18 protein-coding genes are annotated in these 23,805 nt (G+C 70.7%); 12 read left to right on the plus strand and 6 right to left on the minus strand.

Features of this window, described 5'->3' with window-relative positions; genetic code table 11:
- Positions 1-100: 100 nt before the first annotated feature.
- The 3 genes from KUF83_RS13075 to KUF83_RS13085 are packed head-to-tail and all read right to left on the minus strand — an operon-like array spanning position 101 to position 2,393.
- Positions 101-514, minus strand: coding sequence for a RidA family protein (locus tag KUF83_RS13075; protein WP_217454826.1), 414 nt, complete (start codon positions 512-514; stop codon positions 101-103).
- Positions 511-1,275, minus strand: coding sequence for an IclR family transcriptional regulator (locus tag KUF83_RS13080; RefSeq protein WP_217454827.1), 765 nt, complete (start codon positions 1,273-1,275; stop codon positions 511-513). The genes KUF83_RS13075 and KUF83_RS13080 overlap by 4 nt, the downstream gene beginning before the upstream one ends.
- Complete coding sequence (locus KUF83_RS13085; RefSeq protein WP_374106054.1) at positions 1,272-2,393, minus strand: sugar kinase; 1,122 nt, start codon at positions 2,391-2,393, stop codon at positions 1,272-1,274. Before KUF83_RS13085 ends, KUF83_RS13080 begins: the two co-directional genes overlap by 4 nt.
- Positions 2,394-2,532: 139 nt before the next feature.
- On the opposite strand from KUF83_RS13085, the gene KUF83_RS13090 reads away from it, so the two are divergent.
- Together KUF83_RS13090 and KUF83_RS13095 are read left to right on the plus strand one after the other, a co-directional pair.
- Entirely contained in the window at positions 2,533-3,828 is a 1,296-nt protein-coding gene (locus KUF83_RS13090) for an amino acid deaminase (protein ID WP_217454828.1), read from the plus strand.
- 9 nt (positions 3,829-3,837) lie between these two features.
- Positions 3,838-5,463, plus strand: coding sequence for an amidohydrolase family protein (locus KUF83_RS13095; RefSeq protein ID WP_217454829.1), 1,626 nt, complete (start codon positions 3,838-3,840; stop codon positions 5,461-5,463).
- A 29-nt stretch (positions 5,464-5,492) separates the two neighbouring features.
- Here KUF83_RS13095 and KUF83_RS13100 read toward each other — a convergent pair whose 3' ends face one another.
- Positions 5,493-6,344, minus strand: coding sequence for a serine protease (locus KUF83_RS13100; protein WP_217454830.1), 852 nt, complete (start codon positions 6,342-6,344; stop codon positions 5,493-5,495).
- Between the two features lie 380 nt (positions 6,345-6,724).
- Between KUF83_RS13100 and KUF83_RS13105 the strand changes: the two genes are divergently transcribed.
- The 6 genes from KUF83_RS13105 to KUF83_RS13130 all read left to right on the plus strand — a co-directional run bounded on the left by KUF83_RS13105 (position 6,725) and on the right by KUF83_RS13130 (position 13,285).
- Positions 6,725-7,936 (plus strand): pyridoxal phosphate-dependent aminotransferase, encoded by a 1,212-nt coding sequence (locus tag KUF83_RS13105; protein WP_217454831.1) that lies wholly within the window; start codon positions 6,725-6,727, stop codon positions 7,934-7,936.
- Positions 7,937-8,080: 144 nt separating this feature from the next.
- Positions 8,081-8,494 carry a hypothetical protein gene (locus tag KUF83_RS13110; RefSeq protein WP_217454832.1) on the plus strand — a complete coding sequence of 138 codons (414 nt, stop codon included), beginning with the start codon at positions 8,081-8,083 and terminating at the stop codon, positions 8,492-8,494.
- A 309-nt stretch (positions 8,495-8,803) separates the two neighbouring features.
- Positions 8,804-9,880, plus strand: coding sequence for a hypothetical protein (locus KUF83_RS13115; protein WP_217454833.1), 1,077 nt, complete (start codon positions 8,804-8,806; stop codon positions 9,878-9,880).
- 12 nt (positions 9,881-9,892) lie between these two features.
- Entirely contained in the window at positions 9,893-11,068 is a 1,176-nt protein-coding gene (locus KUF83_RS13120; protein WP_217454834.1) for a toxic anion resistance protein, read from the plus strand.
- 83 nt (positions 11,069-11,151) lie between these two features.
- The gene (locus tag KUF83_RS13125; protein ID WP_217454835.1) at positions 11,152-12,699 is read left to right on the plus strand and encodes a VWA domain-containing protein; all 1,548 of its coding nucleotides are present in this window, start codon (positions 11,152-11,154) and stop codon (positions 12,697-12,699) included.
- Complete coding sequence (locus tag KUF83_RS13130; protein ID WP_217454836.1) at positions 12,686-13,285, plus strand: hypothetical protein; 600 nt, start codon at positions 12,686-12,688, stop codon at positions 13,283-13,285. The genes KUF83_RS13125 and KUF83_RS13130 overlap by 14 nt, the downstream gene beginning before the upstream one ends.
- Positions 13,286-13,372: 87 nt before the next feature.
- On the opposite strand, the gene KUF83_RS13135 is transcribed toward KUF83_RS13130, so the two are convergent.
- Both KUF83_RS13135 and KUF83_RS13140 read right to left on the minus strand, forming a co-directional pair.
- A complete protein-coding gene (locus tag KUF83_RS13135; protein ID WP_217454837.1) occupies positions 13,373-15,994 on the minus strand; it encodes a tetratricopeptide repeat protein in 2,622 nt (873 codons plus the stop codon).
- A 1,503-nt stretch (positions 15,995-17,497) separates the two neighbouring features.
- Positions 17,498-19,327, minus strand: coding sequence for a phosphoenolpyruvate carboxykinase (GTP) (locus tag KUF83_RS13140; protein WP_217454838.1), 1,830 nt, complete (start codon positions 19,325-19,327; stop codon positions 17,498-17,500).
- A 347-nt stretch (positions 19,328-19,674) separates the two neighbouring features.
- Between KUF83_RS13140 and KUF83_RS13145 the strand changes: the two genes are divergently transcribed.
- The 4 genes from KUF83_RS13145 (at position 19,675) to KUF83_RS13160 (ending at position 23,651) form a co-directional block, all read left to right on the plus strand.
- Positions 19,675-20,388, plus strand: a complete 714-nt coding sequence (locus KUF83_RS13145) for a hemolysin III family protein (RefSeq protein WP_217454839.1) — start codon at positions 19,675-19,677, stop codon at positions 20,386-20,388.
- A 176-nt stretch (positions 20,389-20,564) separates the two neighbouring features.
- Positions 20,565-22,220 carry a DHA2 family efflux MFS transporter permease subunit gene (locus KUF83_RS13150; protein WP_217454840.1) on the plus strand — a complete coding sequence of 552 codons (1,656 nt, stop codon included), beginning with the start codon at positions 20,565-20,567 and terminating at the stop codon, positions 22,218-22,220.
- Between the two features lie 5 nt (positions 22,221-22,225).
- On the plus strand, positions 22,226-22,855 hold the full coding sequence (locus tag KUF83_RS13155; RefSeq protein ID WP_217454841.1) for a TetR/AcrR family transcriptional regulator: 630 nt from the start codon (positions 22,226-22,228) through the stop codon (positions 22,853-22,855).
- 67 nt (positions 22,856-22,922) lie between these two features.
- The gene (locus KUF83_RS13160) at positions 22,923-23,651 is read left to right on the plus strand and encodes a Mut7-C ubiquitin/RNAse domain-containing protein (protein ID WP_217454842.1); all 729 of its coding nucleotides are present in this window, start codon (positions 22,923-22,925) and stop codon (positions 23,649-23,651) included.
- The last annotated feature ends 154 nt before the right edge of the window (positions 23,652-23,805 follow it).

Raw genomic sequence — 23,805 nt, forward strand, 5'->3', positions numbered from 1 at the left:
GTGGGGGGTTGAGGGGGGGTGGTGCCTGTGGTGGCCGGGTGCGCGTTGTCCGTGGCGGGTCGCGCCGTTCCCCGCGCCCCTTCCGGGGCGCGGGTGGGGCTCAGTTGTCCAGTACCGCCAGCGCGTCGATCTCGACGAGGAGGCCCGCCGGGAGGCCCACGTACACCGTGGTGCGGGCGGCCGGCGGCGCGGTGAGGCCCTGCTCCTCGAAGTACGTGTTGTAGATCGCGTTCATCTCGGCGAAGTGGTCGACGTCCGTGAGGTAGACGCGGATCATCATCGCGTCGTCCCAGGAGGCGCCGCCCTCTTCCAGGATGGCCTTGACGTTGGCCAGCGTCTGGAGGGTCTGCTCGCGCAGGGTCGGTCCGGCGGGCGTCGGCGGCTGCCCCTCGACCGCGGGCAGGAAGCCGACCTGGCCCGCGACCTGGAGGACGTTCCCCTTCCTGACGCCGTGCGAGAACCTCGCAGGCGGGGCGGTGTGGGTCTTCGGGGTGAGGGCGGTCTTCTCGGTCATGAACTGGCTTCCTTCGTCGGGGTCCTGCCGGAGTACTCGCCGCTGATGGCGTCCGCCGTGCGGCGGACCAGCGGGAGGAGTGTGAGGAGTTCGTCGGCGGTGACGACGACGTTCGGGGCGGAGACGGACATGGCCGCGACCGCCCGTCCGTCGGTGCCGCGGATGGGGGCGGCGACGCAGTTGATGGACTCCTCGTGGCCCCCGAGGTCGGTGGCCCAGCCCTGCTCGCGCACCGTGTCCAGCTCCCGCAGGAAGGCGGGCGCGCTGGGTGTCGAACGGGACGTGTACATGGGGTAGTCGAGCTTGTCCGCGAGCGCGCGGCGTTCGGGCTCGGGCAGGTCGGCGAGGAGCAGCTTGGCGACGGCGGCGACCGTGATGGCGACGGGCTTGCCGATCCGCGAGTACATGCGCACCGGGTAGCGGCTGTCGACCTTGTCGATGTAGAGGACCTCGCCGTCCTCGTGCACGGCGAGGTGGACGGTGTGGCCGCACTGCTCGTTGAGGCGTACGAGGTGGGGGTGGGCGATCTCGCGGACGTCCAGGTTCTCCACGGCCTCCTGGGCGAGTGCGAAGAGGCGGGCGCCCAGGCGGTAGCGCTGGTCGGACTGGCGGTAGACCAGGCCGTGTTCGTGGAGTGTGCGCAGGAGGCGCAGGGCGGTGGACTTGTGGACGCCGAGGCGGTCGGCGACCTGGCCGAGGTCTGCGGGGCCCTCCGCGAGGAGCGGCAGGATGCTCAGCGCGCGGTCGACGGTCTGGCTCATGGGGTGGGTACCTCCTCCTGGGCCCGGTCTGCGGCTTGCGTCCAGCCGGGGCCGAGTCGAAGTGTCCCCCACGCCTCGTCGTCCAGGGCCGCGAGCCGGTCGGCGTGGTCGCGGGAGGGCGGCGCGGCGAGGTCACCGGGGACGGTGAGCGCGGCGGCGGCCATGAGGTGGCCGTGGCGCAGGCGGTCCCGGACGGGCAGTCCGCGCAGGGTGGCGGAGAGGAATCCGGCGGCGAAGGCGTCGCCGGCGCCGACGGCCGCGACGACGTCCACGCGGAGGGCGGGCACGAAGGTGACGACGTCGACGACGTCCTCGGCGTCGTCGCCGAAGTCGGCCCGGTCGCGCACCCGCTCGTGGACGACTGCTCCGCCCCTGCCGTGCTTCACGACCAGGACGTCCGGCTCGGGCAGCGCCTCCCGGACGGCGGCCGCGCCGCGCAGCCCCCACGCGGCCCGGGCCTCGTCGTCCCCGACGAACACGATGTCGGCGCCGCGAGCGAGGTCCAGCAGGACGCGGGGCCCCTCGGGGGTGTCCCACAGTCCGGGGCGGTGGTTGACGTCGAAGGAGACGAGCGGGCGTCCGGGGCGGCGCGCGGTCAGCTCGCGCAGCAGACGGAGGCAGCCGTCGGAGAGGGCCGCCGTGATGCCGGAGAGGTGCAGGACGCGCCCCGAGCGGAGGGCGGCCCGGTCGACGGTGTCCGTCGCCATCGCCGAGGCCGCCGATCCCGTGCGGTAGTAGGCCACTTCGTGGGCGTCGGTGGCCCGGTCGCCCGCCGTGCGGAAGTAGATGCCGGTGGGGCGGGCGGGGTCGCGTCGTACGGCGGAGGTGTCGACGCCGTACGACGCGATCGTCTCGGCCAGGTGGTCGCCGAAGCCGTCGGCGCCGACGCGGCTGACCCACTTCGCGGTGTGGCCGGCGGCGGCGAGGACACACGCCACGTTGGACTCCGCGCCGCCGATCGCCCGCTCGAACGACGGCACGTCGGCCAGGCGGCCCGGGCGGGAGGGGAGGAACGTGACCATGGACTCGCCGAGCGTGACGACCTCCACGGCGGCCACGGCGGCCGGTGGGCGCGTGGGGTCGTGTTCGGGGCCGACGGGCGGTCCGGTGGGGGTCACGATGGTGGAGGCTCCTCGTCGCTGCGGTGGGGGCCGGGCGGCTCCGTTGACCCGGCGTTGGCCGAGATGTTAGACAGCAGTAAGCGCGATACGCAATGACTGTTGCAGAGAGTGCAACGGCCCTTATCTGGGAGGCTTCATGGCCGCCGATCCCGTCTCCGCCACCGCCGCGGAGCGTCTCGCCGCGCTCGCGGACGAACGTGTCGACCACCGCTTCAAGGGCCTCCCGCCGGACGCCGACGGCCTGACCGTGGGCGAGCTGGCCGCCCAGCGGCGCAACCTGTTCAGCGGCGGGTTCACCACACCGGTACTCGCCCTCTCCGCCGAGCGCCTGGAGCACAACCTGCGGCTCATGGAGACGTACGCGACCCGTCACGGCCTCGCCTTCGCCCCGCACGGCAAGACCTCGATGGCCCCCCAGCTCTTCCAGCGGCAGATCGAGCACGGCGCCTGGGGCATCACGCTCGCCGTGCCCCACCAGGTGCGGGTGGCCCGGGCCTTCGGCGTCCGGCGCGTCTTCCTGGCCAACGAGCTGGTGGACCCGGCCGCCCTCGCCTGGATCTCCGCGGAACTCGCCGCCGACCCCGCCTTCCGCTTCGTCTGCTACGTCGACTCCGTGCGCGGCGTCGCGCTGATGGACGCCGCGCTGCGCGGCACGACCCGCCCGGTGGACGTCGTCGTCGAACTGGCCGCGGGCGACGGCGCCCGGACCGGCGTACGGACCGAGGAAGAGTGCGCGGCGGTCGCGGACGCCGTGGCGGCCGTGGACACCCTGCGGCTGGTGGGCGTCGCGGGGTACGAGGGCGAGGTGCCGGACGCCGACCCGCAGCGGGTGCGCGCGTGGCTGCGCAGGCTCACCGCCCTGGCCGCGGACTTCGACAAGGCGGGCCGCTTCTCCTCGGCCGGCCCGGACGGGATCGTGGTGAGCGCGGGCGGCAGCGCCTGGTTCGACGCGGTGGCCGACGTCTTCGCCGAGCTGCCCGAACTGTCGCTGCCCGTCTGCAAGTTGCTGCGTTCGGGGGCGTACGTATCGCACGACGACGGCCACTACCGCGAGGTGACCCCCTTCACCCGGGTCCCCGAGGAGGGCACCCTGCACCCCGCCTTCCGCCTCTGGGCGCAGGTCGTCTCCCGCCCGTCGCCCGAGCAGGCCTTCGCCAACGCGGGCAAGCGCGACGCGGCGTACGACCTGGACCTGCCGGAGGTCCAGGTGGTCCGGGCGGACTCCGCGTACCGCCCGGCGGACGGCATCACGGTCACCGGGCTCTCCGACCAGCACACCTGGCTCCGGACGCCCGCGGACAGCGGCCTGGAGGTCGGCGACTGGGTGGGCATGGGCCTCTCGCACCCCTGCACGTCCTTCGACAAGTGGCAGCTGATCCCGGTGGTGGAGCAGGACGGCACGGTCGTCGACTACATCCGCACCTACTTCTAGGAGCCCGCCATGATGGATCTCGTCATCCGGGACGTGGACGTCGTCGACGGCAGCGGAGGCCCCTCCTACCGCGCCGACGTGGGCATCGAGCGCGGCAGGATCACGACCGTCGTCCAGGAGGCCGCGGCGGCCGGCTGTCTGCGGCCCGTCGCCCGCCGCGTCCTGGACGCCGAGGGCCTCGTCCTGGCGCCGGGCTTCATCGACATGCACGCCCACAGCGACCTCGCCCTGCTGCGGGACCCGGACCACAGCGCCAAGGCCGCGCAGGGCGTCACACTGGAGGTTCTCGGCCAGGACGGGCTGTCGTACGCGCCGGTGGACGACCGCACGCTCGCGGAGGTCCGCAGGTCGATCACCGGCTGGAACGGCGACGGCGACGACATCGACTTCACCTGGCGCTCGGTGGGCGAGTACCTGGACCGCCTGGACCACGGCTTCGACGGCGAGGGCATCGCCGTGAACGCCGCCTATCTCGTCCCCCAGGGCACGGTGCGCATGCTGGCCGTCGGCTGGGACGACCGCGAGGCGACCCCCCGGGAGCTGGACCGGATGCGGCAGCTGGTCGCCGACGGCCTGCGGGAGGGCGCGGTCGGCATGTCGTCGGGGCTCACCTACACACCCGGCATGTACGCCAAGGACGCCGAACTCACCGAACTGTGCCGGGTGGTGGCGCAGCACGGCGGCTACTACTGCCCGCACCACCGCTCGTACGGCGCCGGCGCCCTCGACGCGTACCGGGAGATGGTGGACCTGACCCGCGAGGCGGGCTGCCCGCTCCATCTCGCCCACGCCACCATGAACTTCGGCGTGAACAAGGGCCGGGGGCCGGACCTGCTGGCGCTCCTCGACGAGGCACTCGCCGACGGGGCGGACATCAGCCTGGACACGTATCCGTACACCCCCGGCTGTACGACTCTCGTGGCGATGCTGCCCAGTTGGGCGGGCGAGGGCGGGCCGGAGGCGGTCCTCGCCCGCCTGAGGGACGAGGCGACGGCCGAGCGGATCCGCCACCACATGGAGGTCGTCGGCGCGGACGGCTGCCACGGCGTGCCCATCGAATGGGACACCATCGAGATCTCGGGGGTGAGCGACCCGGCGCTCGCGTCGTACGTGGGCCGGACGGTCCGGCAGTCGGCCGACGCGCGCGGCGAGACACCCTGGACCACCGCCCGCCGCCTGCTCCTCGACGACGGTCTCGGCCCGACGATCCTGCAGCACGTGGGGCACGAGGAGAACGTGCGGGCGATCATGCGGCACCGCGTCCACACCGGCGGCTCCGACGGCATCCTGCGCGGCGCCAAGCCGCACCCGCGCGCGTACGGCACGTTCCCGCAGTATCTCGGCCGGTACGTGAGGGAGTTGGGTGTCCTGAGCCTGGAGGAGTGCGTCGCCCATCTGACGTCGAGGCCGGCCCGCCGCCTCCGGCTGCCCGACCGCGGTCTGGTCCGCGAGGGCTACCGCGCCGACCTGGTCCTCTTCGACCCGCGGACGGTCGCCGCGGGCTCGACGTTCGACGCTCCCCGTACGCTCCCGACCGGTATCCCGCACGTCCTGATCGACGGCCGTTTCGTCATCGAGGACGGCCGCCGGACGGACGTGCTGGCGGGACGGGCGGTCCGCCGGAGCACCGGCTGACCGCCCGCCGCCGGGGCGCTACCGGACGGTCACGACTTGGGCAGGGTGCATCCGCTCGCGTCGAGGTCGAGCTTGCTGTCGAGCCCGAAGCAGGCGGGGATCTGGTAGGTCTGCTGCCCGTAGTTGATGCCCGCGCGGACGGTGACGTTGCCGCTCTGGTCGACCTCGCAGGGGTTGTTGTCGGTGCAGCGCCCGCCGTCCTCGTTGCCGGTGTTGTTGACGGCGACGACGTTGCCGGTGGCGTTGTCGATCACGGGTGAGCCCGAGGTGCCTCCGATGGTCCGGCAGGCGGAGGTGTAGCGGACCGAGTCCTTCCAGGTCCAGCTGCCCTCCTTGAGGCGGTGGGCGAAGCCGTCGATGCTGCAGGCGTAGGTGCGCTTCCAGTAGCCGGAGACGACGGTGATGGCCCGGCCGGCCACGGGGTGGGTGTCGTCGAGCGTCAGCGGACTGATGCCGTACGAGCTTCTGATCTGCCCGTACGTGGTGGTGAGCTGGTAGAGCGAGACGTCCGTGTCGGTCATGGTGGCGTACGCGATCTTGCTGGCGCGCAGGGTGGCGACTCTCGTGCCCGCGGAGTTGAGCAGGCCGAAGGTGCGGCTGGAGGGCTGGTCGACGACGACCTCGCCGGGCCCGGGGAAGCCGGACTCCAGGCAGTGGCCGTTCGACATCACCAGCGCCGGGTCGTTGTCCTCCGAGTCCGGCAGGCGCACGACGGAGCCGGAGCAGTTGCTGAGCGAGACGGTGCCGGCGAAGGTGACGGCCTGGACGGCGGCGGGTGCCTTGGTGCCGGTGGAGGTCTCCGTGGCGGCGACCGCCGGTGCTGCCAGGCCCGTCCCTGTGATCATCAGGGCTCCGAGCGCGGCAAGGAGAGGCTTCTTCATGTGGGGGTCCCCTCTTGCGACGTGAGCGACCGGAGGTCTTCCGGCCACTTTCCGTTTTTGTCATGCGCATTCTGAAGGGACGGGATCCGGCGGACAAGGAGCTGAATCAAGCCGCCCCCGGACCGGTCACCCGCCGGGCGGTACACGCCCGGCGGACCGGGGGCCCCGCACTTCCCCCGCGCCGCCGCACACCCGGCGTATCCACCCCTCACCCGGCCCCCGCCACGAAATCCCCGTTCACCACGGCGAGTTGCGGGGACGGACACGGGCGGCGGGAGGGGCGCGCCCGGCAGTCGGGGGCGGATATCACCCGGATCACCCCGTCTCACGTGGTGGGAAACACGCCGCGGGAGGCGTTACCCGGCCGTAAGCTCACGGGCATGCAGGTGATCCAGTCGACGAAGCTCGCCAACGTCTGTTACGAGATCCGGGGCCCGGTGCTCGAGGAGGCGATGCGGCTGGAAGCGGCGGGCCATCGGATCCTCAAGCTGAACACCGGGAATCCGGCCGCGTTCGGCTTCGAGTGCCCGCCGGAGATCCTGGAGGACATCCTCCGCAACGTCTCCTCGGCGCACGGCTACGGAGACGCGAAGGGCCTCCTCGCGGCGCGCCGGGCCGTGGTCATGCACAACCAGACCCTCGGCATCGAGACGGACGTCGAGCACGTCTTCATCGGCAACGGCGTGTCCGAGCTGATCGTGATGGCCATGCAGGGCCTGCTGGACGACGGCGACGAGGTGCTCGTACCGGCGCCGGACTACCCGCTGTGGACCGCCGCCGTCTCCCTCTCCGGCGGCACGGCCGTGCACTACCGCTGCGACGAGCAGTCCGACTGGATGCCCGATCTCGCCGACGTGGAGCGGAAGGTCACCGACCGCACCAAGGCGATCGTGATCATCAACCCGAACAACCCGACGGGCGCGGTCTACGACGAGGCGATGCTGCGGGGACTCACCGACATCGCCCGCCGTCACAACCTGCTGGTCTGCTCCGACGAGATCTACGACAAGATCCTCTACGACGAGGTCACGCACACGCCGACCGCCAAGGTCGCCCCGGACCTGCTGACGCTCACCTTCAACGGCATGTCGAAGGCGTACCGCGTGGCGGGGTACCGGGTGGGCTGGATGTCGATCTCGGGGCCCCGGGCGCACGCCGACTCCTACATCGAGGGGCTGACGGTCCTCGCGAACATGCGGCTGTGCGCGAACATGCCCGGCCAGCACGGCGTGGTCGCCGCCCTCAGCGGCCGGCAGACGATCAACGACCTCGTCCTGCCCGGCGGGCGGCTGCGCGAGCAGCGGGACGTGGCGCACAAGCTGCTGACCCAGATCCCGGGCGTGACCTGCGTGAAGCCGAAGGGGGCGCTCTACCTCTTCCCCCGCCTCGACCCGAAGGTCTTCAAGATCAAGGACGACCGGCGGATGGTGCTGGACCTGCTGCGCACCGAGAAGATCATGGTGGTGCAGGGGACGGGGTTCAACTGGCCGGAACCGGACCACTTCCGGGTGGTCACCCTGCCCACGGCCCGGGACCTGACCGACGCGGTGACGCGGATCGGGAACTTCCTGGACGGGTACGGGCAGCGCTGACACCCCGACCACACCCCGGGGCGCCCCGACCGGGCGTGACGGTCACCCTTCGCGGTCGGACGAGTCCCTTTTCCGAAGCCGCTCAACTTTAGACGAGATCTAAGCTAGGATGGCGTCCTGTCAGAGCACAGGAGGCCATCTCCCATGTACGAACCGATCCGCACCAAGTCGGTCCACACGGTGGCCGGCACCGCCGACTTCCCCCACCGGTCGCGCGAGGAGGAGCTGGACATCCAGCTCGCCGGTCACCTGGCGGCACTGCTCGCGGTCACGGACGAGCTCCGTGAACTCGAACCGTCCGCCGAGCTCGACACCGCCGCCGAGCGGCTGACCGAGCGGGTGACCCACCTGCGCGGAGGCCGCCCGCCCCTGCGTGCGGCCATCACCGCCGGCCGCGAACCGCGTCCCGCCGCGCGCCACCGACGGGCGCACGCGCTCGCCGGCCGCGCCCTCGTCGTCGCCGCGTCCCGCGCGGACACGGCATCCGCGATCCTCGCCGCCGAGCGCATGGACGCGCACGCGGCGGCCGCCGGGACACCCGCCCTCACCTCCCGCTGAGCCCGCGGGCTCCCGGAGCCCGCGTGCCTCCCCCCGATCGGCCCCGGTCCGCGCGCACCCGCAGCGACGCGCGGACCGGGCGCCACGCATTCCGCCACAAGCGGTGCCGGACCCGCGGACCGGCGTGACCGCTCGCCCCCGCACACGCGGAGCCGCACAGGTCACGGCCCCGCGCGCCCCAGGTGCCACCCGATCCGGAGCGGCCCGCGACCGGAGACCGCGACTCCGGTTGCGTACTGGGATCGGGTCGTCACCCCCTGTTCATCCGGAACGGCGAGGAACGTTGGATTCCGGGAGCACTCTCCGGGTGTGAGACGAATAGTCGCCATCGTCCTGGCGGTGTTCCTGATCGGCGGAGTGGCAGCAGCCGTCGTAGCGGGCCGCGAAGAACAGGGCAGGAGCACGGCAACGAAGACCGTGCGCGCAGTGATCGGATCGGAGAAGGCGGAGTTCTTCGCCGACCCGGATGTGGTGAAGGCCCTGGCTGCCAGGGGCTACACCGTGGAGACGGAGACCTCCGGGTCCTGGGCCATGGAGGGACTCGACCTCAAGGGGTACGACTTCGCTTTCCCCTCCAGCCAGGCACCCGCCGGGGAACTGGCCTCGAAGTACCACGTACGGCAGCTCCTGCCGCGCCCCTTCTACTCGCCCCTCGTGGTCGTGGCTCACCGGAGCGCCGCCGAAGTACTGGCCCGCAACGGCCTCGCCACCCTGGGGAAGAAGGGCAACGGCACCCTGAAGATGGGCGCCTTCCTCAAGGCGGCCGAGGCCGACCGGACCTGGCAGCAGCTCAAGGGAGCGGACCGGTACGGGGAGTTGAGCGGCACGCTGTTCATCTCCACCACTGACCCGGCCAGTTCGAACTCGGGCGCGCTCTACCTCGCCGCGGCCTCGTACGTCGCCGACGGCGGCCGGGTCGCCGACTCGGAGGCCGCCGTCGCCCGCACGGCACCCCTGATGCGCAAGCTGATCAGTGTCCAGGGCGCCCAGCAGACCAGCACGGACGCGGCGTTCAGGGACTTCGTGAGCGACGTGGGTAACCCTCTCGTCCTCGTGTACGAGTCCCAGGTCGCCGCGCTCCTCACCCAGGGCCGGGGCGTCGGCGACCTGACGGTCCTCTACCCGGACACCACCGCGAACAGCGACCACACCGTCGTCCCCCTCACGGACGAGGGCCGGGCCGTCGGCGAACTCCTCGGCACCGACAAGGAGTTGCGCGGGCTCGCGGTCCGGCACGGGTTCCGGCCCCAGGGCGCGGCCGTCGAGTTCACGACGGCCACCGACGCCCACTCCACGTATCTCAACCAGACGCTGACCGGCGTCCGGCAGGCGCCCGTGCCCGCATCCAAGGTGCTGCACGAGATGGCGCGCCGGGCGAAGGGCTAGGGGGAACCGCACATGAACGACACCGAGGACACCTTTGTCCTGACGCCTCCGGAGGCGGTCGGGGCCGTACCGAAGGAGAAGGCCGGCGGACTCGTGCCGGTCGACGAGTCGGTCCGCACCGACATGGCCCGCAGGGCCGCCGAGTACGTCGACGGGATCGCCGCGCTCGACGCCCGCTCCCCCGAGTTCGCCGGGCGGATCGGGGAGATCGTGGCTCTCGGCTCCGGCGAGATGCGCGGCGCGGCCGCCCAGTCGAACCGCATGCTGGACCGCACGATCCGCAGCCTGCCCGCCAACGGGGAGGACGCCCAGTCACGCGTCTCGTCCTCACTGGTCGAACTGCGGCGCACCGTCGAGGACCTGGACCCGCGCGACGTGCCCGGCGGGAAGGCCCGCAAGCTGCTGTCCCGGCTGCCGGGCGGCAACAGGCTCCGCGACCACGTCGCCAAGTACGCCTCCGCACAGGGCACGTTGAACAGGATCGTGGGCTCCCTGCGCGGCGGCCAGGACGAACTGCGCCGCGACAACGCCGCGTTGCAGACCGAGCGCGTCCGCCTGTGGGACTCGATGGGCAAGCTCCAGGAGTACGTCGTCCTGACGGAGGCCCTGGACGCGGCCGTCGAGCGGCACATCGCCGGCGCGGAGGCGGTGGATCCCGCCCAGGCGGACATCCTGCGCGCCGACGTCCTGTTCCCCGTGCGGCAGAAGCACCAGGACCTGCTGACCCAGCTCGCGGTGTGCGCGCAGGGCTACCTGGCGATGGACGTGGTCCGCCGCAACAACGAGGAACTGATCAAGGGGGTCGACCGCGCCGCCACCACGACGGTCTCCGCGCTGCGCATCTCCGTGATGCTCGCCTCCGCCCTCGACAACCAGCGCAAGGTGGTCGAGCAGGTCAACGCCCTGCGCGGCACGACGGAGGACCTCATCCGCGGCAACGCGGAGATGCTCGCCACGCAGTCCGGCGAGATCCAGCGCATCGCCGCCGACCCGGCCGTCGGCGCGGAGACGCTCCGCTCGGCCTTCCAGCAGATCTACCGGACCCTCGACACGATCGACACGTACAAGGCCCGGGCCACCGAGTCCATGGCCGCCACGGTGGAGTCGCTGACCTCCGAGCTCCAGCACGCGAGCGCGTACCTGGAGCGGTCGAGGTCGAAGGTCGCGCTGGAAGGGGGTCTCACATGAGACTTCACCCCGCTCGCCCCGGACGGCCTGCTCGCCCCGAACGCCCCGAACGCTCCGGACGCTCCGGACGGCCCGTTCGACCGATGCACCTCGGCGTGCGGCGTACGGCTCTCGGCGCGGTGCTGCTGCTCGCGGTGGCCGCGTGCACGGCTCCCGGGGAGGACACCACCGGGCCCGCGCCGCACGAACCCGGCACCCTCCGCGTCCTCGCCTCCAGTGAACTGGCGGACATGAAGGGCATGCTGGAGCAGGTCCGCGAGGACACCGGCATCACGGTCCGCCCCACCTACATGGGCACCCTCGACGCCGTACGCCTTCTCGCGAAGGGCAGGACCGAGGGCACGTACGACGCGGTCTGGCTCTCCTCCAACGACTACCTGCGGCTGGACCCGGCCGCCGCGAAGCGGGTCGTGTCCCAGACCCCGGTCATGTCCAGCCCGCTGGCCGTCGGAGTGAAGGACGCCACCGTGCGGAAGCTCGGATGGCAGCCGGAAAACGTCACCTGGGCCGACGTCGAGAAGGCGGTGAAGGACGGCCGGCTGACCTACGGGATGACCGATCCCGCGCGCTCCAACTCCGGTTTCTCCACGCTCGTCTCGGTGGCCTCGGGTCTCTCCGGCGCCCAGTCCGCGCTCACGGACGCCGACGTGCGGCAGGCGACGCCGAGGCTGCGGGAGTTCTTCGGGGGCCAGCGGCTGACGTCCGGCTCCTCGGGCTGGCTGGCGGCGGCGTACGACCGGCGCGGCGACGTCGACGCCCTGCTCAACTACGAGTCGGTGCTGCGGTCGAAGAAGGGCCTGACGGTGATCCGGCCGCGCGACGGAGTCGTCACCGCCGACTACCCGATCTCCTCGCTCGCGTCCACGAGCCGGGAGGTCCGCGAGGACGTCCGGCGCCTCGCCGAGGCCCTGCGCACCCCGGCGAACCAGCGGCTGATCACCGAGCGCACCCTCCGCCGCCCCGTCGTGCCCTCCGTGCCGCCCGCGGCGGGCCTGGACACCACCCGGCGCCGCGAACTGCCCTTCCCGGGCAGCCGTTCGGTCGCCGACGGACTGCTCGACTCGTACGAGAACACGCTGCGCCGGCCCTCACGGACGGTGTACGTCCTCGACACCTCGGGCTCGATGGGCGACGAAGGCCGGCTCGGCCGGCTGAAGAAGGCGCTCACCGGTCTCACCGGCGACTTCCGCGAGCGCGAGGAGGTCACGCTGATGCCGTTCGGCTCGGCGGTCAAGAGCGTACGCACGCATGTGGTGCGGCCCGGGAACCCGCGGGCGGGCCTGGACGCGATCCGCCGCGACACCGAGGCGCTCACCGCCGAGGGCGACACGGCGATCTACACGTCGCTCCAGAAGGCGTACGAGCACCTCGGGGCCGACGACGACACGTTCACGTCGATCGTGCTGATGACGGACGGCGAGAACACGGCGGGCGCCGGCCCGGCCGAGTTCGACGGCTTCTACCGCCGGCTGACCGAGGACGAGCGGCGGATCCCCGTCTTCCCGATCCTCTTCGGCGACTCCGACCGCGGCGAGCTGGAACACATCGCCGACCTGACCGGCGGCCGCCTCTTCGACGCCCGGAAGGGTTCGCTCGACGGCGCCTTCGAGGAGATCCGTGGCTACCAATAGGTTTCTGGGCTACCTGGAGTCCCGCAAGAACCTCACCGGGAGTGCCTGCGGGGTCGTCGGCCTCGCGCTGACCTTCGCGGGAGTCGCGGGGCCGTACTGGCCGGTCGTCGTCGCGGGGCTGTACGGCGCGGGCGCGCTGATCGCCCCGCCGGAGCGGCCGCCGCTGCCGGACTTCCCCGATCCGTCCGCCCAGCTGGACGAGGTGCGGGACGACTTCGTGAAGCTGCGGGCCTACCTGGCGGACGTCGAACTGCCGCCCGCCGCGACCGGACGGCTCACCGAACTGACCGAACTGCTGGCCGCGCTGCTTGACCCGGGCTGGGTCGCCGAGGTCCTGGCCCAGGACCCGGAGGGGGTGCATGCCCTGTCCCGGGCTGTGCGACAGGACATCCCGGAGGCGGTGGACACCTTCGTACGGACGAGATGGTGGACACGGCTGACACCGGGCACGGAACCGCCGGAACGACATCTGGAGCGCCAACTCCATTTGTTCCAGGCAGAGTTTGGTCGGCTGGCCACCGCGCTGCGGGATATCGAGGCACGGCGACAGGAATCACTCACGCGGTACCTGGAGGGCCGGTCGTAGATCGCCCCCGCCGCTCTGCACTTCGGGAGCACACGGCACGACGTCCCATCCCCGGCAGGCGGGGGACGGTCTCTTGAATTCGGACGTTCAGGCGAGCTCACCGAGCAGACCGGCTTTGCGCTCCAGGGTGCTTTGGAGGAGTTCGGCATACTCGTCGGGGCTGTGCTGGGCCAGGCCAGTAGCGATCTCGACCGCCTCTGCTGCTGCCTCCAACGCTGCGGGCAACTGGGTGCCGTCCTGGGCCAGCGCCCAGGCGAACATGTCCAACGCCGCGGCAAGCGAAGGCTGGTGAGCCTGCGGATCCTCATCAGCAAGCCGCCGCAGGATGACCAGACCTTCTCGGATGGCTTCCAGCGCGCGATCGCAACAATCCAGGTGGACCAGCGGGATGCTGAGGTTGATCAAGAGACCGGCCAGTTCCTTCCTGAGATCGTCGGTTGCGATCTCGGCTTTGCGGCGGGTGAGTGCGATTGCTTCAGCGAGCGCATCCGCGGCCTGCTCATAGCGCCTCTCGTGGGCGGGCGAGGTGAACTCGGAGCTTCTGCCCTCCTCTCGACGTTCTTCCAGATCGATCAGAGTGAGCCCTAGTTCCTTAAGAGCTCTGACCGCGAGAATGTCATTGCTTGTCTTGGCAAAGAGGACAGCACCCTGCCGGAGGTAAAAACTTGCCTGATCAGACTGTTCATCCTCTAAAAAGAGCCGGCCCAGACTGGCCGATGCTCCCGCGGCAATCTCGGTTTCCCAGAGGCCGCCCACTTCAAGAGCGCACGCAATGCTCTCCTGAAACGAGCTGATGGCTTCAGGGCGCCGACCTGCACCGTCCAATGTCCAGCCGAGGTTGAGCAGCGCGAGAGCCTTTACGCTCTTACTGGTCTGGGACAGCACCGCCAGGCTTTCCGTCAACGCGTCGATTGCCTCGGTGTACCTTTCGACATGGGCGAGGTGAGAGCCGTAATTCATGAGCGCTACCGCTGCAAGGTGCCGGTTGGAGCCTTGCCGCAGAAGAGGGACAGCCTGCTCGGACATCCGGAACGATTCCTCGTGATGACCGGCGGCCCCCAGGTGCAAGGCGAGAGCGCGCAGCGCCGTGCCCTCGCCAAGTCGGTCGCCCAGGCCGTGGAACGCCTCCGCAGCCCTGCGTGCCTCGGCGATGGCCTCGTCGTGGGCGTTCAGCTCGCGCAGTGCGTCGCTGAGTGACACGCGGGCGCGCGCCTCTCCGCGCTGATCGTCCAGGGTGCGCGCAGCCTGGACGGCGAGTTCAGCGGTGGCCCGCCACTCTTCCCAGTGACCGCGTGTGGACAGGTAGTTCTCCAGGGCCATGGGCAGGTCCCGGGCGATTTCGGCGTGCCCCCTCGATTCGGCGATATTCGCTGCGGCGAGCAGATTCTCTCGTTCTGCGTCCAACCACGCGAGCGCCTGGGTTCGATCGGGGAAGCCCCGGGGCGTCGGCTCCGTCAGAGCGATGACGTAGCCGTCAGCCCTCGTTGCACGCGCCAGGTAGTACAGGAGAAGCTGCGCGACGTCATCTGCCGTCGTGGGTTCTGCACCGGCCCGTTCGCCGGCGTATACCCGCACTAAGTCGTGTACGCGCCAGCGTCCCCAGACAGCCCCGGCTTCGACCAAGTGGGCACGAACGAGCTCCTGCAGGCGTTGCTCGGTTTGTGGCTGATCTTCGGCGACGACGTGAGCGGCTGCCTCGGTGGACAGCTCAGGGCCGGGATTGAGAGCGACCAGTCGGAACATCCTGGCCTGGGCTTCACTCAGTTGCTCGTACGACAAGTCCAAGGCAGCCCGGACAGCGTGACTTTCGTGCCTGAGCTGGTCCAGCCGGTGATGAACGTCGGACAGGGCTTGGCGTAGGGAAGCAAGGGGGCGGCTGGGCATATCGGCGAGGAGAGCGGCGGCGATGCGTAGAGCAAGGGGCAGGCCTGCGCATAACCGGGCGATCACTGAAGCGTCCTCGGGGGCGTCGGTCACGCGAGTGTCGGCGGCACCGCGGGCCTTGGAAAGAGCCATGCGCAACAGCTCGACCGAGGTGTGCTCGTCGAGGATGTCGAGATCATGCAGGCGGGCCCCCACATCGAGAGTGTGGCGGGAGGTAAGGAGGGCCGCAGTGATGCCGTCGGTGGGTAGCAGAGGCTTGACCTGCTCGCTGCTGGAGGCGTTGTCGATGACGACCAGGATGCGCTGCTTCTGCCTGGCGTATTCCGCCAGCACGCTGCGGTAGAGGCGTGAGCGGTCCTGCAGTTCCTGGGGGATGTGCTCGACAGGTATACCCAGGGCGTCAAGCAGGCCGTGCAGGGCCTGCGCAGGGGCCAGACGGCGACCGGTGTCGTAGCCGAACATGTCGACGAACAGCACGCCTCCGGGGAACCAACCGGGCTTCTCCGAAGCCTTGTGAGCGGTCTGTACTACGAGTTCGGTCTTGCCGACCCCGGCCAGGCCCGACACCGACGCCACCAGCACCACTTCCTGTCGCTGCAGCCCAGGAGCCAGCCCTTGCAACAGCTCTCCCACATGAGTGTCGCGACCAGTGAAAGTGGGCGAAGCCTGGGGCAGGCCGGACAGCGCCGAGGTGACTGGTGTAGCTAACTGCAGACTGACATTCCGACCTTGGATCACCCCGCCGAAGTACACGCCATCGTGGATCTGATTCGACGTGTCCACTCCCGCCGCCCCATCTTCACCGGCGGTGTCGGCTTCAGCCATGCTGGTCAGTCCTGCGCTGGCGGCGAGCTGGGGGTGGTCGGGAGTGGGGCGGCAAAGGAGACTCCGGAGAAGTCTCGGCCCTGCACTGCCGGTCCGTGAAAGGTGCCGCCGCTGATCTCGTTGTGCACCTCACCGCCACCGGTGCGCACCAGCTTCGCCTGCTCATGCCATCGCTGCAGACCTGCTCGGAAGTCCGCATCCACAGCGGCCCTCACCGCCAGGACCGTACTCAACGCTTGCGCGCGTGCCGGATCCGCTGGCACATCCTCCAGCCTGACCAACTCCGTCTCCCCCAAACTCAACGCTGAGTCGTCGGCAGTGTCCCGGCCACGCTGGAATGGACGGCGCACCAGAGTACTCAGTCCCGCCCATGACTGCCGTCCGACTTCACCGCCGACGCCACCCGCCAACGCCGCCAGCAGTCCCACCGACACCGGATCCACTTAACATCACCTCGCGTGATCACAACCCTACTGAGGGTAGACGCGCAGCAAGTAACAACGGTTCCTTCGAAGGGCTTTGGGGCCTCGTCGCGCGGGCGCATCCGATCTAGGCCACAGGCCTTCGTGCGGCGCACGTTCGCAGGGGTCCGAGGGGGCACCTGTGGGCCGACCCCCCTGCCATGGTCGCGGCGACGGGCTGGCGGATCGACTCCCCAGCCATGTTCACGTCGCTTGTCGCGGACGCAAGGACATGGACGGACCGCGCGCTGATCCGCAGTCTTAGCTATCGAGTGCTGCCTCGTACAAGCTTCACGAGCAGATCTGAGTCCAGCAGGTCCGGCAGCACCGTCTCGGCCCCAGTGTCCCGGAGGGTGGCCGCATCGCTCCGCACGAACGCCACCGCGATCGCGTACGCCGTTCGAGTGCGCCATCGCCCGCGGCGGCGTCCAACCGGAGCCGGCCACGTTCATAGAGCCTCAGCAGGCCTCCGACTACCCACGCAGGCTGAACGAAGCCTTCACCCCGGCCCGGATCCGGCGAGGGTGAGGACGTACGCCGACGGTCGGCCCGGTCCCGGACCTCTGGCAGGACTGGCCCCTCCGGTGACTGTAGGAGCTGGGCACACCAGGCGTGGAGACCCGGGCCACTACGTACCCCGGCGGCCGGCGGGTCATCTAGCTCCAGGCCACTGACGGTTGTGGCCTCGCACGGAGGACACCTACGGCACGACAGGCACCGTGCGCCAGGCCGGCCCCCGCCGCCTCTGGGACGATCTGGAAAGCGTACGAAGCAAGTGGGACGAGAACGGCAGAATTCCGCTTCACACTCTGCGCGTGGCCCAGTCGCCGGACGGCGGGAGTCTGACGTCGCCTGACGGCACGTGGTCCTTCGCCGCCTGAGATCGTCGTCCGAATTCGGCGAACGGTCCCTGACCCCGCATGGGCGGGGCCCCGCGACATCGTGGGGCCCCGCCCATGCGGAGTAGTACTCACCTCAGCCGGCCCCGCGTCGCAGGTCAGGGCAACCCGGGTCGGCTGCGGAGCTAATACGGCGGCGGGCCTCAGCCCAGGCGCTTGACCAGCGCCCGGTACTCGTCCCACAGCTCGACCGGCGTGTGGTCGCCGAACGTGTTCAGGTGGTCGGGCACCAGCGCCGCCTCCTCCCGCCACACCTCCTTGTCGACCGTGAGCAGGAAGTCGAGGTCGGACGAGGAGAGTTCGAGACCCTCCGTGTCCAGGGCCCCCTTGGCCGGCAGGATGCCGATCGGGGTCTCGACGCCCTCGGCCCTGCCGTCGAGCCGGTCCACGATCCACTTCAGGACGCGGCTGTTCTCCCCGAAGCCGGGCCACACGAACTTGCCCTCGTCGTTCTTGCGGAACCAGTTGACGTAGTAGATCTTCGGGAGCTTCGCCTGGTCCTTGCCCTTGGCGACGTCGACCCAGTGACCCATGTAGTCGCCCATGTTGTAGCCGCAGAACGGCAGCATGGCGAACGGGTCGCGGCGCAGCTCACCGACCTTGCCCTCGGCGGCGGCGGTCTTCTCGGAGGCGACGTTCGCGCCGAGGAAGACACCGTGGTTCCAGTCGAAGGACTCGGTGACCAGCGGCACCGCCGTGGCGCGGCGGCCACCGAAGAGGATCGCCGAGATCGGCACGCCCTTGGGGTCCTCCCACTCGGGCGCGATGATCGGGCACTGCGCGGCGGGCACGGTGAACCGGGCGTTGGGGTGAGCGGCGGGGACGCCGGACTCGGGGGTCCAGTCGTTGCCCTTCCAGTCCGTCAGGTGGGCCGGGGTCTCCTCCGTCATGCCCTCCCACCAGATGTCGTTGTCGTCGGTGAGGGCGACGTTCGTGAAGACGGAGTTGCCCCACAGCGTCTTCATCGCGTTGGCGTTGGTGTGCTCGCCGGTGCCGGGCGCGACACCGAAGAAGCCGGCCTCGGGGTTGATGGCGTACAGACGCCCGTCCTCGCCGAAGCGCATCCAGGCGATGTCGTCGCCGATGGTCTCGACGGTCCAGCCGCGGACCGTCGGCTCCAGCATCGCGAGGTTGGTCTTGCCGCAGGCACTCGGGAAGGCGGCGGCCACGTACTTCGACTCACCCTGCGGCGGGGTGAGTTTGAGGATCAGCATGTGCTCGGCGAGCCAGCCCTCGTCCCGGGCCATCACGGAGGCGATGCGCAGCGCGTAGCACTTCTTGCCGAGCAGCGCGTTGCCGCCGTAGCCGGAGCCGTACGACCAGATCTCGCGGGTCTCCGGGAAGTGGGAGATGTACTTCGTGGAGTTGCAGGGCCACGGCACGTCGGCCTCGCCCTCGGCCAGCGGCGCCCCGAGCGTGTGCACAGCACGCACGAAGAAGCCGTCGGAGCCGAGCTCGTCCAGGACCGGCTGACCCATCCGGGTCATGGTGCGCATGGAGACCGCGACGTACGCCGAGTCGGTGATCTCGACGCCGATGGCGGAGAGGTCGGAGCCGAGCGGGCCCATGCAGAACGGGACGACGTACATCGTCCGGCCCTTCATCGAGCCGCGGAAGACGCCCTGCTCGCCGCTGAAGATCTCCCGCATCTCGGCGGGGTCCTTCCAGTGGTTGGTCGGGCCCGCGTCCTCCTCCTTCTCGGAGCAGATGAACGTCCGGTCCTCGACCCGTGCGACATCGGTCGGGTCGGAGGCCGCGTAGTACGAGTTGGGGCGCTTGATCGGGTCGAGCTTCCTGAAGGTGCCCTTGCGGACGAGTTCCTCGCTCAGCCGCTCGTACTCGGCTTCCGAGCCGTCGCACCAGACCACGCTGTCCGGCTGGGTCAGTTCGGCGATCTCGTTGACCCACGAGACCAGTTCCTGATGGTTGGTGGGGACGCCGGTGGAAGTGGGAGCCGCGATGTCGCGCGCCACGATCGCTCCTAGATGAGGGGTTTTTGTTTTTTGTGCCCCGTGGGGGCCGCGACCCGGATGCTTCACGTAACCGATCCTTACCGATCTTTCCGGTACGTATCGATCTTCCTGGCGCTCATCCGGTGCCGACCGCACTCATTTGATCATCCGACGGGCCCGCGCATATGTCCAGAGGGCCTCACACCTGAGCAGCGTGAGCATCGCCACTTATTGCCGGCCGTTTACGAAAGGGCGGTTCCGGCCCGCCCGTCACGCGGCCCGGCACCCGGTGAGACACCCGCCACTCGGCGCCCCTCGCACCCGCCGACCGATATGTAACCTACGGCTCCGTAGGTACGATGGACGGCATGACTGCGCCCATCTCCGACGCCTCCACGGACACGCCGGTCGTCGACCGCGTCGCCGAAGCGCTCTCCCTGCCGCACCCCGTCAAGCCGAGACTGCGCGGCTGGCTGCACGCCGGAATGTTCCCGGCGGTCCTCGTCTCCGGCCTGGTGCTCACCGCACTCGCCGACTCGACCCGCGCCCGCGCCGCCTGCGCGGTCTTCGTCCTCACGGCCTGCCTGCTGTTCGGTGTCAGCGCGATCTACCACCGCGGCACCTGGAGTCCGCGGATGGACGGCGTGCTGCGCAGGCTCGATCACGCGAACATCTTTCTCATCATCGCGGGCTCCTACACACCGCTGACGATGCTGCTGCTCCCGGAGAGCAAGGGCCGTTGGCTGCTGTGGGGCATCTGGAGCGCGGCGATCGCGGGCATCGCCTTCCGCGTCTTCTGGATCGGCGCCCCGCGCTGGCTCTACACCCCCTGCTACATCGCGATGGGCTGGGCGGCCGTCTTCTTCCTCCCCGACTTCATGCGGGCGGGCGGCGTCGCCGTCCTGGTGCTCGTGATCGTGGGCGGGCTCCTCTACAGCGCGGGAGGCATCATCTACGCGCTCAAGCGGCCGAATCCGTCACCGCGTTGGTTCGGCTTCCACGAGGTCTTCCACTCGCTGACCCTCGCGGCGTTCATCGCGCACTACATCGGCATCTCGATGGTGGCCTACCAGTACGGATAGGCGCGGACGGACAGACACGGACGGACAGGCGCGGGAGGCCTCCGCCGCCGCGCGACGACAGGGCCCCACCGCAGCACGCGGCGGGGCCCTGTCGCATGCCCGGTCCGCCACTCCCTCGGAGACACTCCCGCCCCGATCATTGACAGACACTATCTTTTGATAGTTACTCTCATTTTATGGTTACTGTCACCACGCAGGCCGGGGCGCGCCTCGACCCCCGTCGCTGGTGGGCGCTCGGCGCCCTGGTCGCGAGCATGCTCGTGCTCGGCTTCGACATGACGATCCTCAACGTCGCACTGCCGGCGATGGCCGATCAGCTGGGCGCAGGTACGGGCGAGCTCCAGTGGATCGTCGACTCCTACATCGTCGTGTTCGCGGCCCTGATGCTGCCCGCGGGACTGCTCGGCGACCGCTTCGGCCGGCGCAGGATGCTCATCGCCGGGCTCCTCGTGTTCCTCGTCGGAGCCCTGTTCGGCACCCTTGCCGACAGCCCCGCTCTCGTCATCGCCGCGCGCACCGTCATGGGTGTGGGCGCCGCGCTGGTCATCCCGCTGGGACTGTCCGTCCTGCCCTCGATGTTCGGGCCGGCGGAGCGCGGCAGGGCCGTCGCCGCCGTCACCGCCTCCATGGCCGCCGGCATGCCGCTCGGGCCGCTCGTCGGAGGGCTGCTCCTCGACCACTACTGGTGGGGCTCGATCTTCCTGATCAACATCCCGATGGTGGCCCTCGGCGTCACCGCCTGCCTCTTCCTGCTGCCCGAGTCCCGCGATCCCGCGTCGCCCCGGGTCGACGTGCTGTCGACCGCCTTCAGCGCACTGGGACTCGGCGCGCTGGTCCTCGCCATCATCGAGGCGCCGCAGCACGGCTGGGGCAGCGCGCTCGTCATCGGCTCGTTCACCGCTTCCGCGATGCTGCTCGCCGCCCTGGTCCTGCGGGAGCGTCGCGCCTCGCGGCCCATGCTCGACCTGACGCTGCTCTCGAACCGCGGCTTCCTGTGCAACGGCCTGGCCGCGACCCTCGGCACGTTCGTCTTCGCGGGGCTGCTGTTCATGGTGCCGGCGTATCTGCAGGAGGTCGGTGGCAACGACGCGTTCGGCACCGGCCTGCGCCTGCTGCCGTTGATGGCGGGACTGATGGTCTCCGCGCGGGCGAGCACGGCGCTGGTGCGACGCCTGGGACCGCGCCCGGTGGTGACCGCCGGCCTGACGGTGCTGTGCTTCGCGGCCCTGCTGGGCGCGCGCACGGAACCCGGCAGCGGGTACGCGTTCACCGCGCTGTGGCTGACGATCGCCGGGCTGGGCTTCGGCCTCGCGATGGTGCCCGCGATGGACGCGGCACTCGGCGGGATCCCGGCGGACCGCGCGGGCAGCGGCTCCGGGCTGCTCATGACGCTGCGCCAGGTGGGTGCGGCGATCGGCATCGCCCTGCTCGGCAGCCTCCTCGCCGGTGCCTACGACGACCGGCTCGACACCACGGGCCTGCCCGCGCGGGCCGCCGAGGCGGCGGGCGACTCCCTGACCGGCGCGCACCTGATCGCCGAGCGGCTCGGGCTGCCACGCCTCGCCGACTCCGCCGACGCCGCGTACGTGGACGGCATGGGCGCTGTCCTGACGGTCTGCGGAGTCGCGGCGCTCGTGACCGCGCTGCTGACGGCGGCCCTGCTGCCGAACGTACGACCCGCCGGGCACGGCGGCGAACCACCTGCCGGGGCCGGGCCGGGTGACGGCCCGACGGCGGACCCGGTCCCCGCCGAGCCGACGCTCCCGGAGCCGGCGCTCCCGGACCCGGCCAGGACGGATGTGGCCGGCCCCCGCCCCCGTGACCGACAATGAACGGTATGACCACGGCACGTACCCCCGCCGCCCCGCAGGCCCGGATGAGCCTGCGGGAGCGGAAGAAGCTGAAGACGCGCACGGCCATCAGGGACGCCACCTACGCGCTGATCGCGGAGCAGGGGTACGACGCGACGACCGTGGAGCAGATCGCGGAGCGCGCGGAGGTCTCACCGAGCACCGTCTTCCGCTACTTCCCGGCCAAGGAGGACATCGTCCTCACGGACGAGTACGACCCCCTGATCGAGGACCTGCTGCGGGAACGCCCGGCGCAGGAGAGCCTGCTGGACTCGCTGCGGTTCGCGATCCGGCAGGGGCTGGCCATGGCGGTCGCCGACCACCCGGACTTCGTGGAACGGGAGATGAAACCGCGCGTCATGCTGATGGCGCGGGTGCCGGCCGTGCGCACCCGGGCCATGGAGAGCATGTCCGTCACGGGCCGCCTGATGTGCCGGGTGATGGCGGAGCGCACGGGGAGGGAGGCGGACGACCTGGAGGTACGGGTCTACGCGATGGGGCTGATGGGCGCACTCCTCGAAACGGCCATCTACTGGGCCGAGCGCGACTGCCGGGGTGACCTGCTGGACCTGGTCGACCGCACCCTCGCCACCTTCAAGGACCTCCCGAGGCGCTGATCGCGGACACACCGCGGCCGGCGAAAAGCACCGGCCCGCCGCCCGGTCCGCATGGCATCCTGACCCGGTGAACGGACCGGAGATCCACGTCGATTTCGCCCCCGAGCTGCGGTTGTTCGTCCCGCACGGGCGTCGGGCGGGCGCCACGGGCGTCACCACCGACGGTTCGTCCACGCTCGGCCATGTCGTCGAGTCGCTCGGGGTCCCGCTCACCGAGGTCGGCGAGCTCGTCGTGGACGGTCGTGCGGTGGCCGTCTCGCACGTGCCGCTCGCGGACGAGTCCGTTCTCGTACGGGCGGTCGAGCGGCCCCAGCCGGTGCCGGGGGCACCGCTGCGGTTCCTGCTCGACGTGCATCTGGGGACGCTCGCCCGCCGGATGCGGCTGCTCGGTGTCGACACCGCGTACGAGTCGCTCGACATCGGGGACCCCGCACTGGCCTCGCGGTCCGCAGCCGAGCGGCGGGTGCTGCTCAGCCGGGACCGGGGGCTGCTGCGGCGAAGGGAGCTGTGGGCGGGAGCGTTCGTCTACAGCACGCAGCCCGATGACCAGCTGCGGGACGTACTCGGGCGGTTCGCACCCGAGCTGAGGCCGTGGACTCGGTGCACGGCGTGCAACGGGCTGTTGCGGGAGGCCTCCAGGGAGGAGGTCGCCGGGCAGCTCGAAGGGGGGACGCGGCGGTCGTACGACGTGTTCGCCCAGTGCGGGGAGTGTGGGCGGGCGTACTGGCGGGGCGCCCACCACGAGCAGTTGGAGGCGATCGTGGGGCGGGCGCTCGCGGAGTTCGGCTCCGGCTGAGCGGAGCCCCTGCCGGGGCCTTGCCGGGGCCTTGCGGGTTCGTCGTCCGGTGCGGGTGGGTGGGGGCTGGTCGCGCAGTTCCCCGCGCCCCTGAAGGGTGCCCGGGGCCCCACGGCTCGCAGACCTCAGCCCCAGCCCCAGCGAACGACGTTGC

Source organism: Streptomyces sp. BV286 (assembly GCF_019090165.1).
Taxonomy (GTDB): Bacteria; Actinomycetota; Actinomycetes; order Streptomycetales; family Streptomycetaceae; genus Streptomyces.

Coding starts and splice junctions, on each gene's coding strand:
- KUF83_RS13135 (WP_217454837.1), bottom strand. CDS start 15,994: ATGGCTGAAGCCGACACCGCCGGTGAAGATGGGGCGGCGGGAGTGGAC.
- KUF83_RS13145 (WP_217454839.1), top strand. CDS start 19,675: ATGACTGCGCCCATCTCCGACGCCTCCACGGACACGCCGGTCGTCGAC.
- KUF83_RS13080 (WP_217454827.1), bottom strand. CDS start 1,275: ATGAGCCAGACCGTCGACCGCGCGCTGAGCATCCTGCCGCTCCTCGCG.
- KUF83_RS13150 (WP_217454840.1), top strand. CDS start 20,565: ATGGTTACTGTCACCACGCAGGCCGGGGCGCGCCTCGACCCCCGTCGC.
- KUF83_RS13095 (WP_217454829.1), top strand. CDS start 3,838: ATGATGGATCTCGTCATCCGGGACGTGGACGTCGTCGACGGCAGCGGA.
- KUF83_RS13105 (WP_217454831.1), top strand. CDS start 6,725: ATGCAGGTGATCCAGTCGACGAAGCTCGCCAACGTCTGTTACGAGATC.
- KUF83_RS13125 (WP_217454835.1), top strand. CDS start 11,152: ATGCACCTCGGCGTGCGGCGTACGGCTCTCGGCGCGGTGCTGCTGCTC.
- KUF83_RS13155 (WP_217454841.1), top strand. CDS start 22,226: ATGACCACGGCACGTACCCCCGCCGCCCCGCAGGCCCGGATGAGCCTG.
- KUF83_RS13120 (WP_217454834.1), top strand. CDS start 9,893: ATGAACGACACCGAGGACACCTTTGTCCTGACGCCTCCGGAGGCGGTC.
- KUF83_RS13100 (WP_217454830.1), bottom strand. CDS start 6,344: ATGAAGAAGCCTCTCCTTGCCGCGCTCGGAGCCCTGATGATCACAGGG.
- KUF83_RS13075 (WP_217454826.1), bottom strand. CDS start 514: ATGACCGAGAAGACCGCCCTCACCCCGAAGACCCACACCGCCCCGCCT.
- KUF83_RS13110 (WP_217454832.1), top strand. CDS start 8,081: ATGTACGAACCGATCCGCACCAAGTCGGTCCACACGGTGGCCGGCACC.
- KUF83_RS13090 (WP_217454828.1), top strand. CDS start 2,533: ATGGCCGCCGATCCCGTCTCCGCCACCGCCGCGGAGCGTCTCGCCGCG.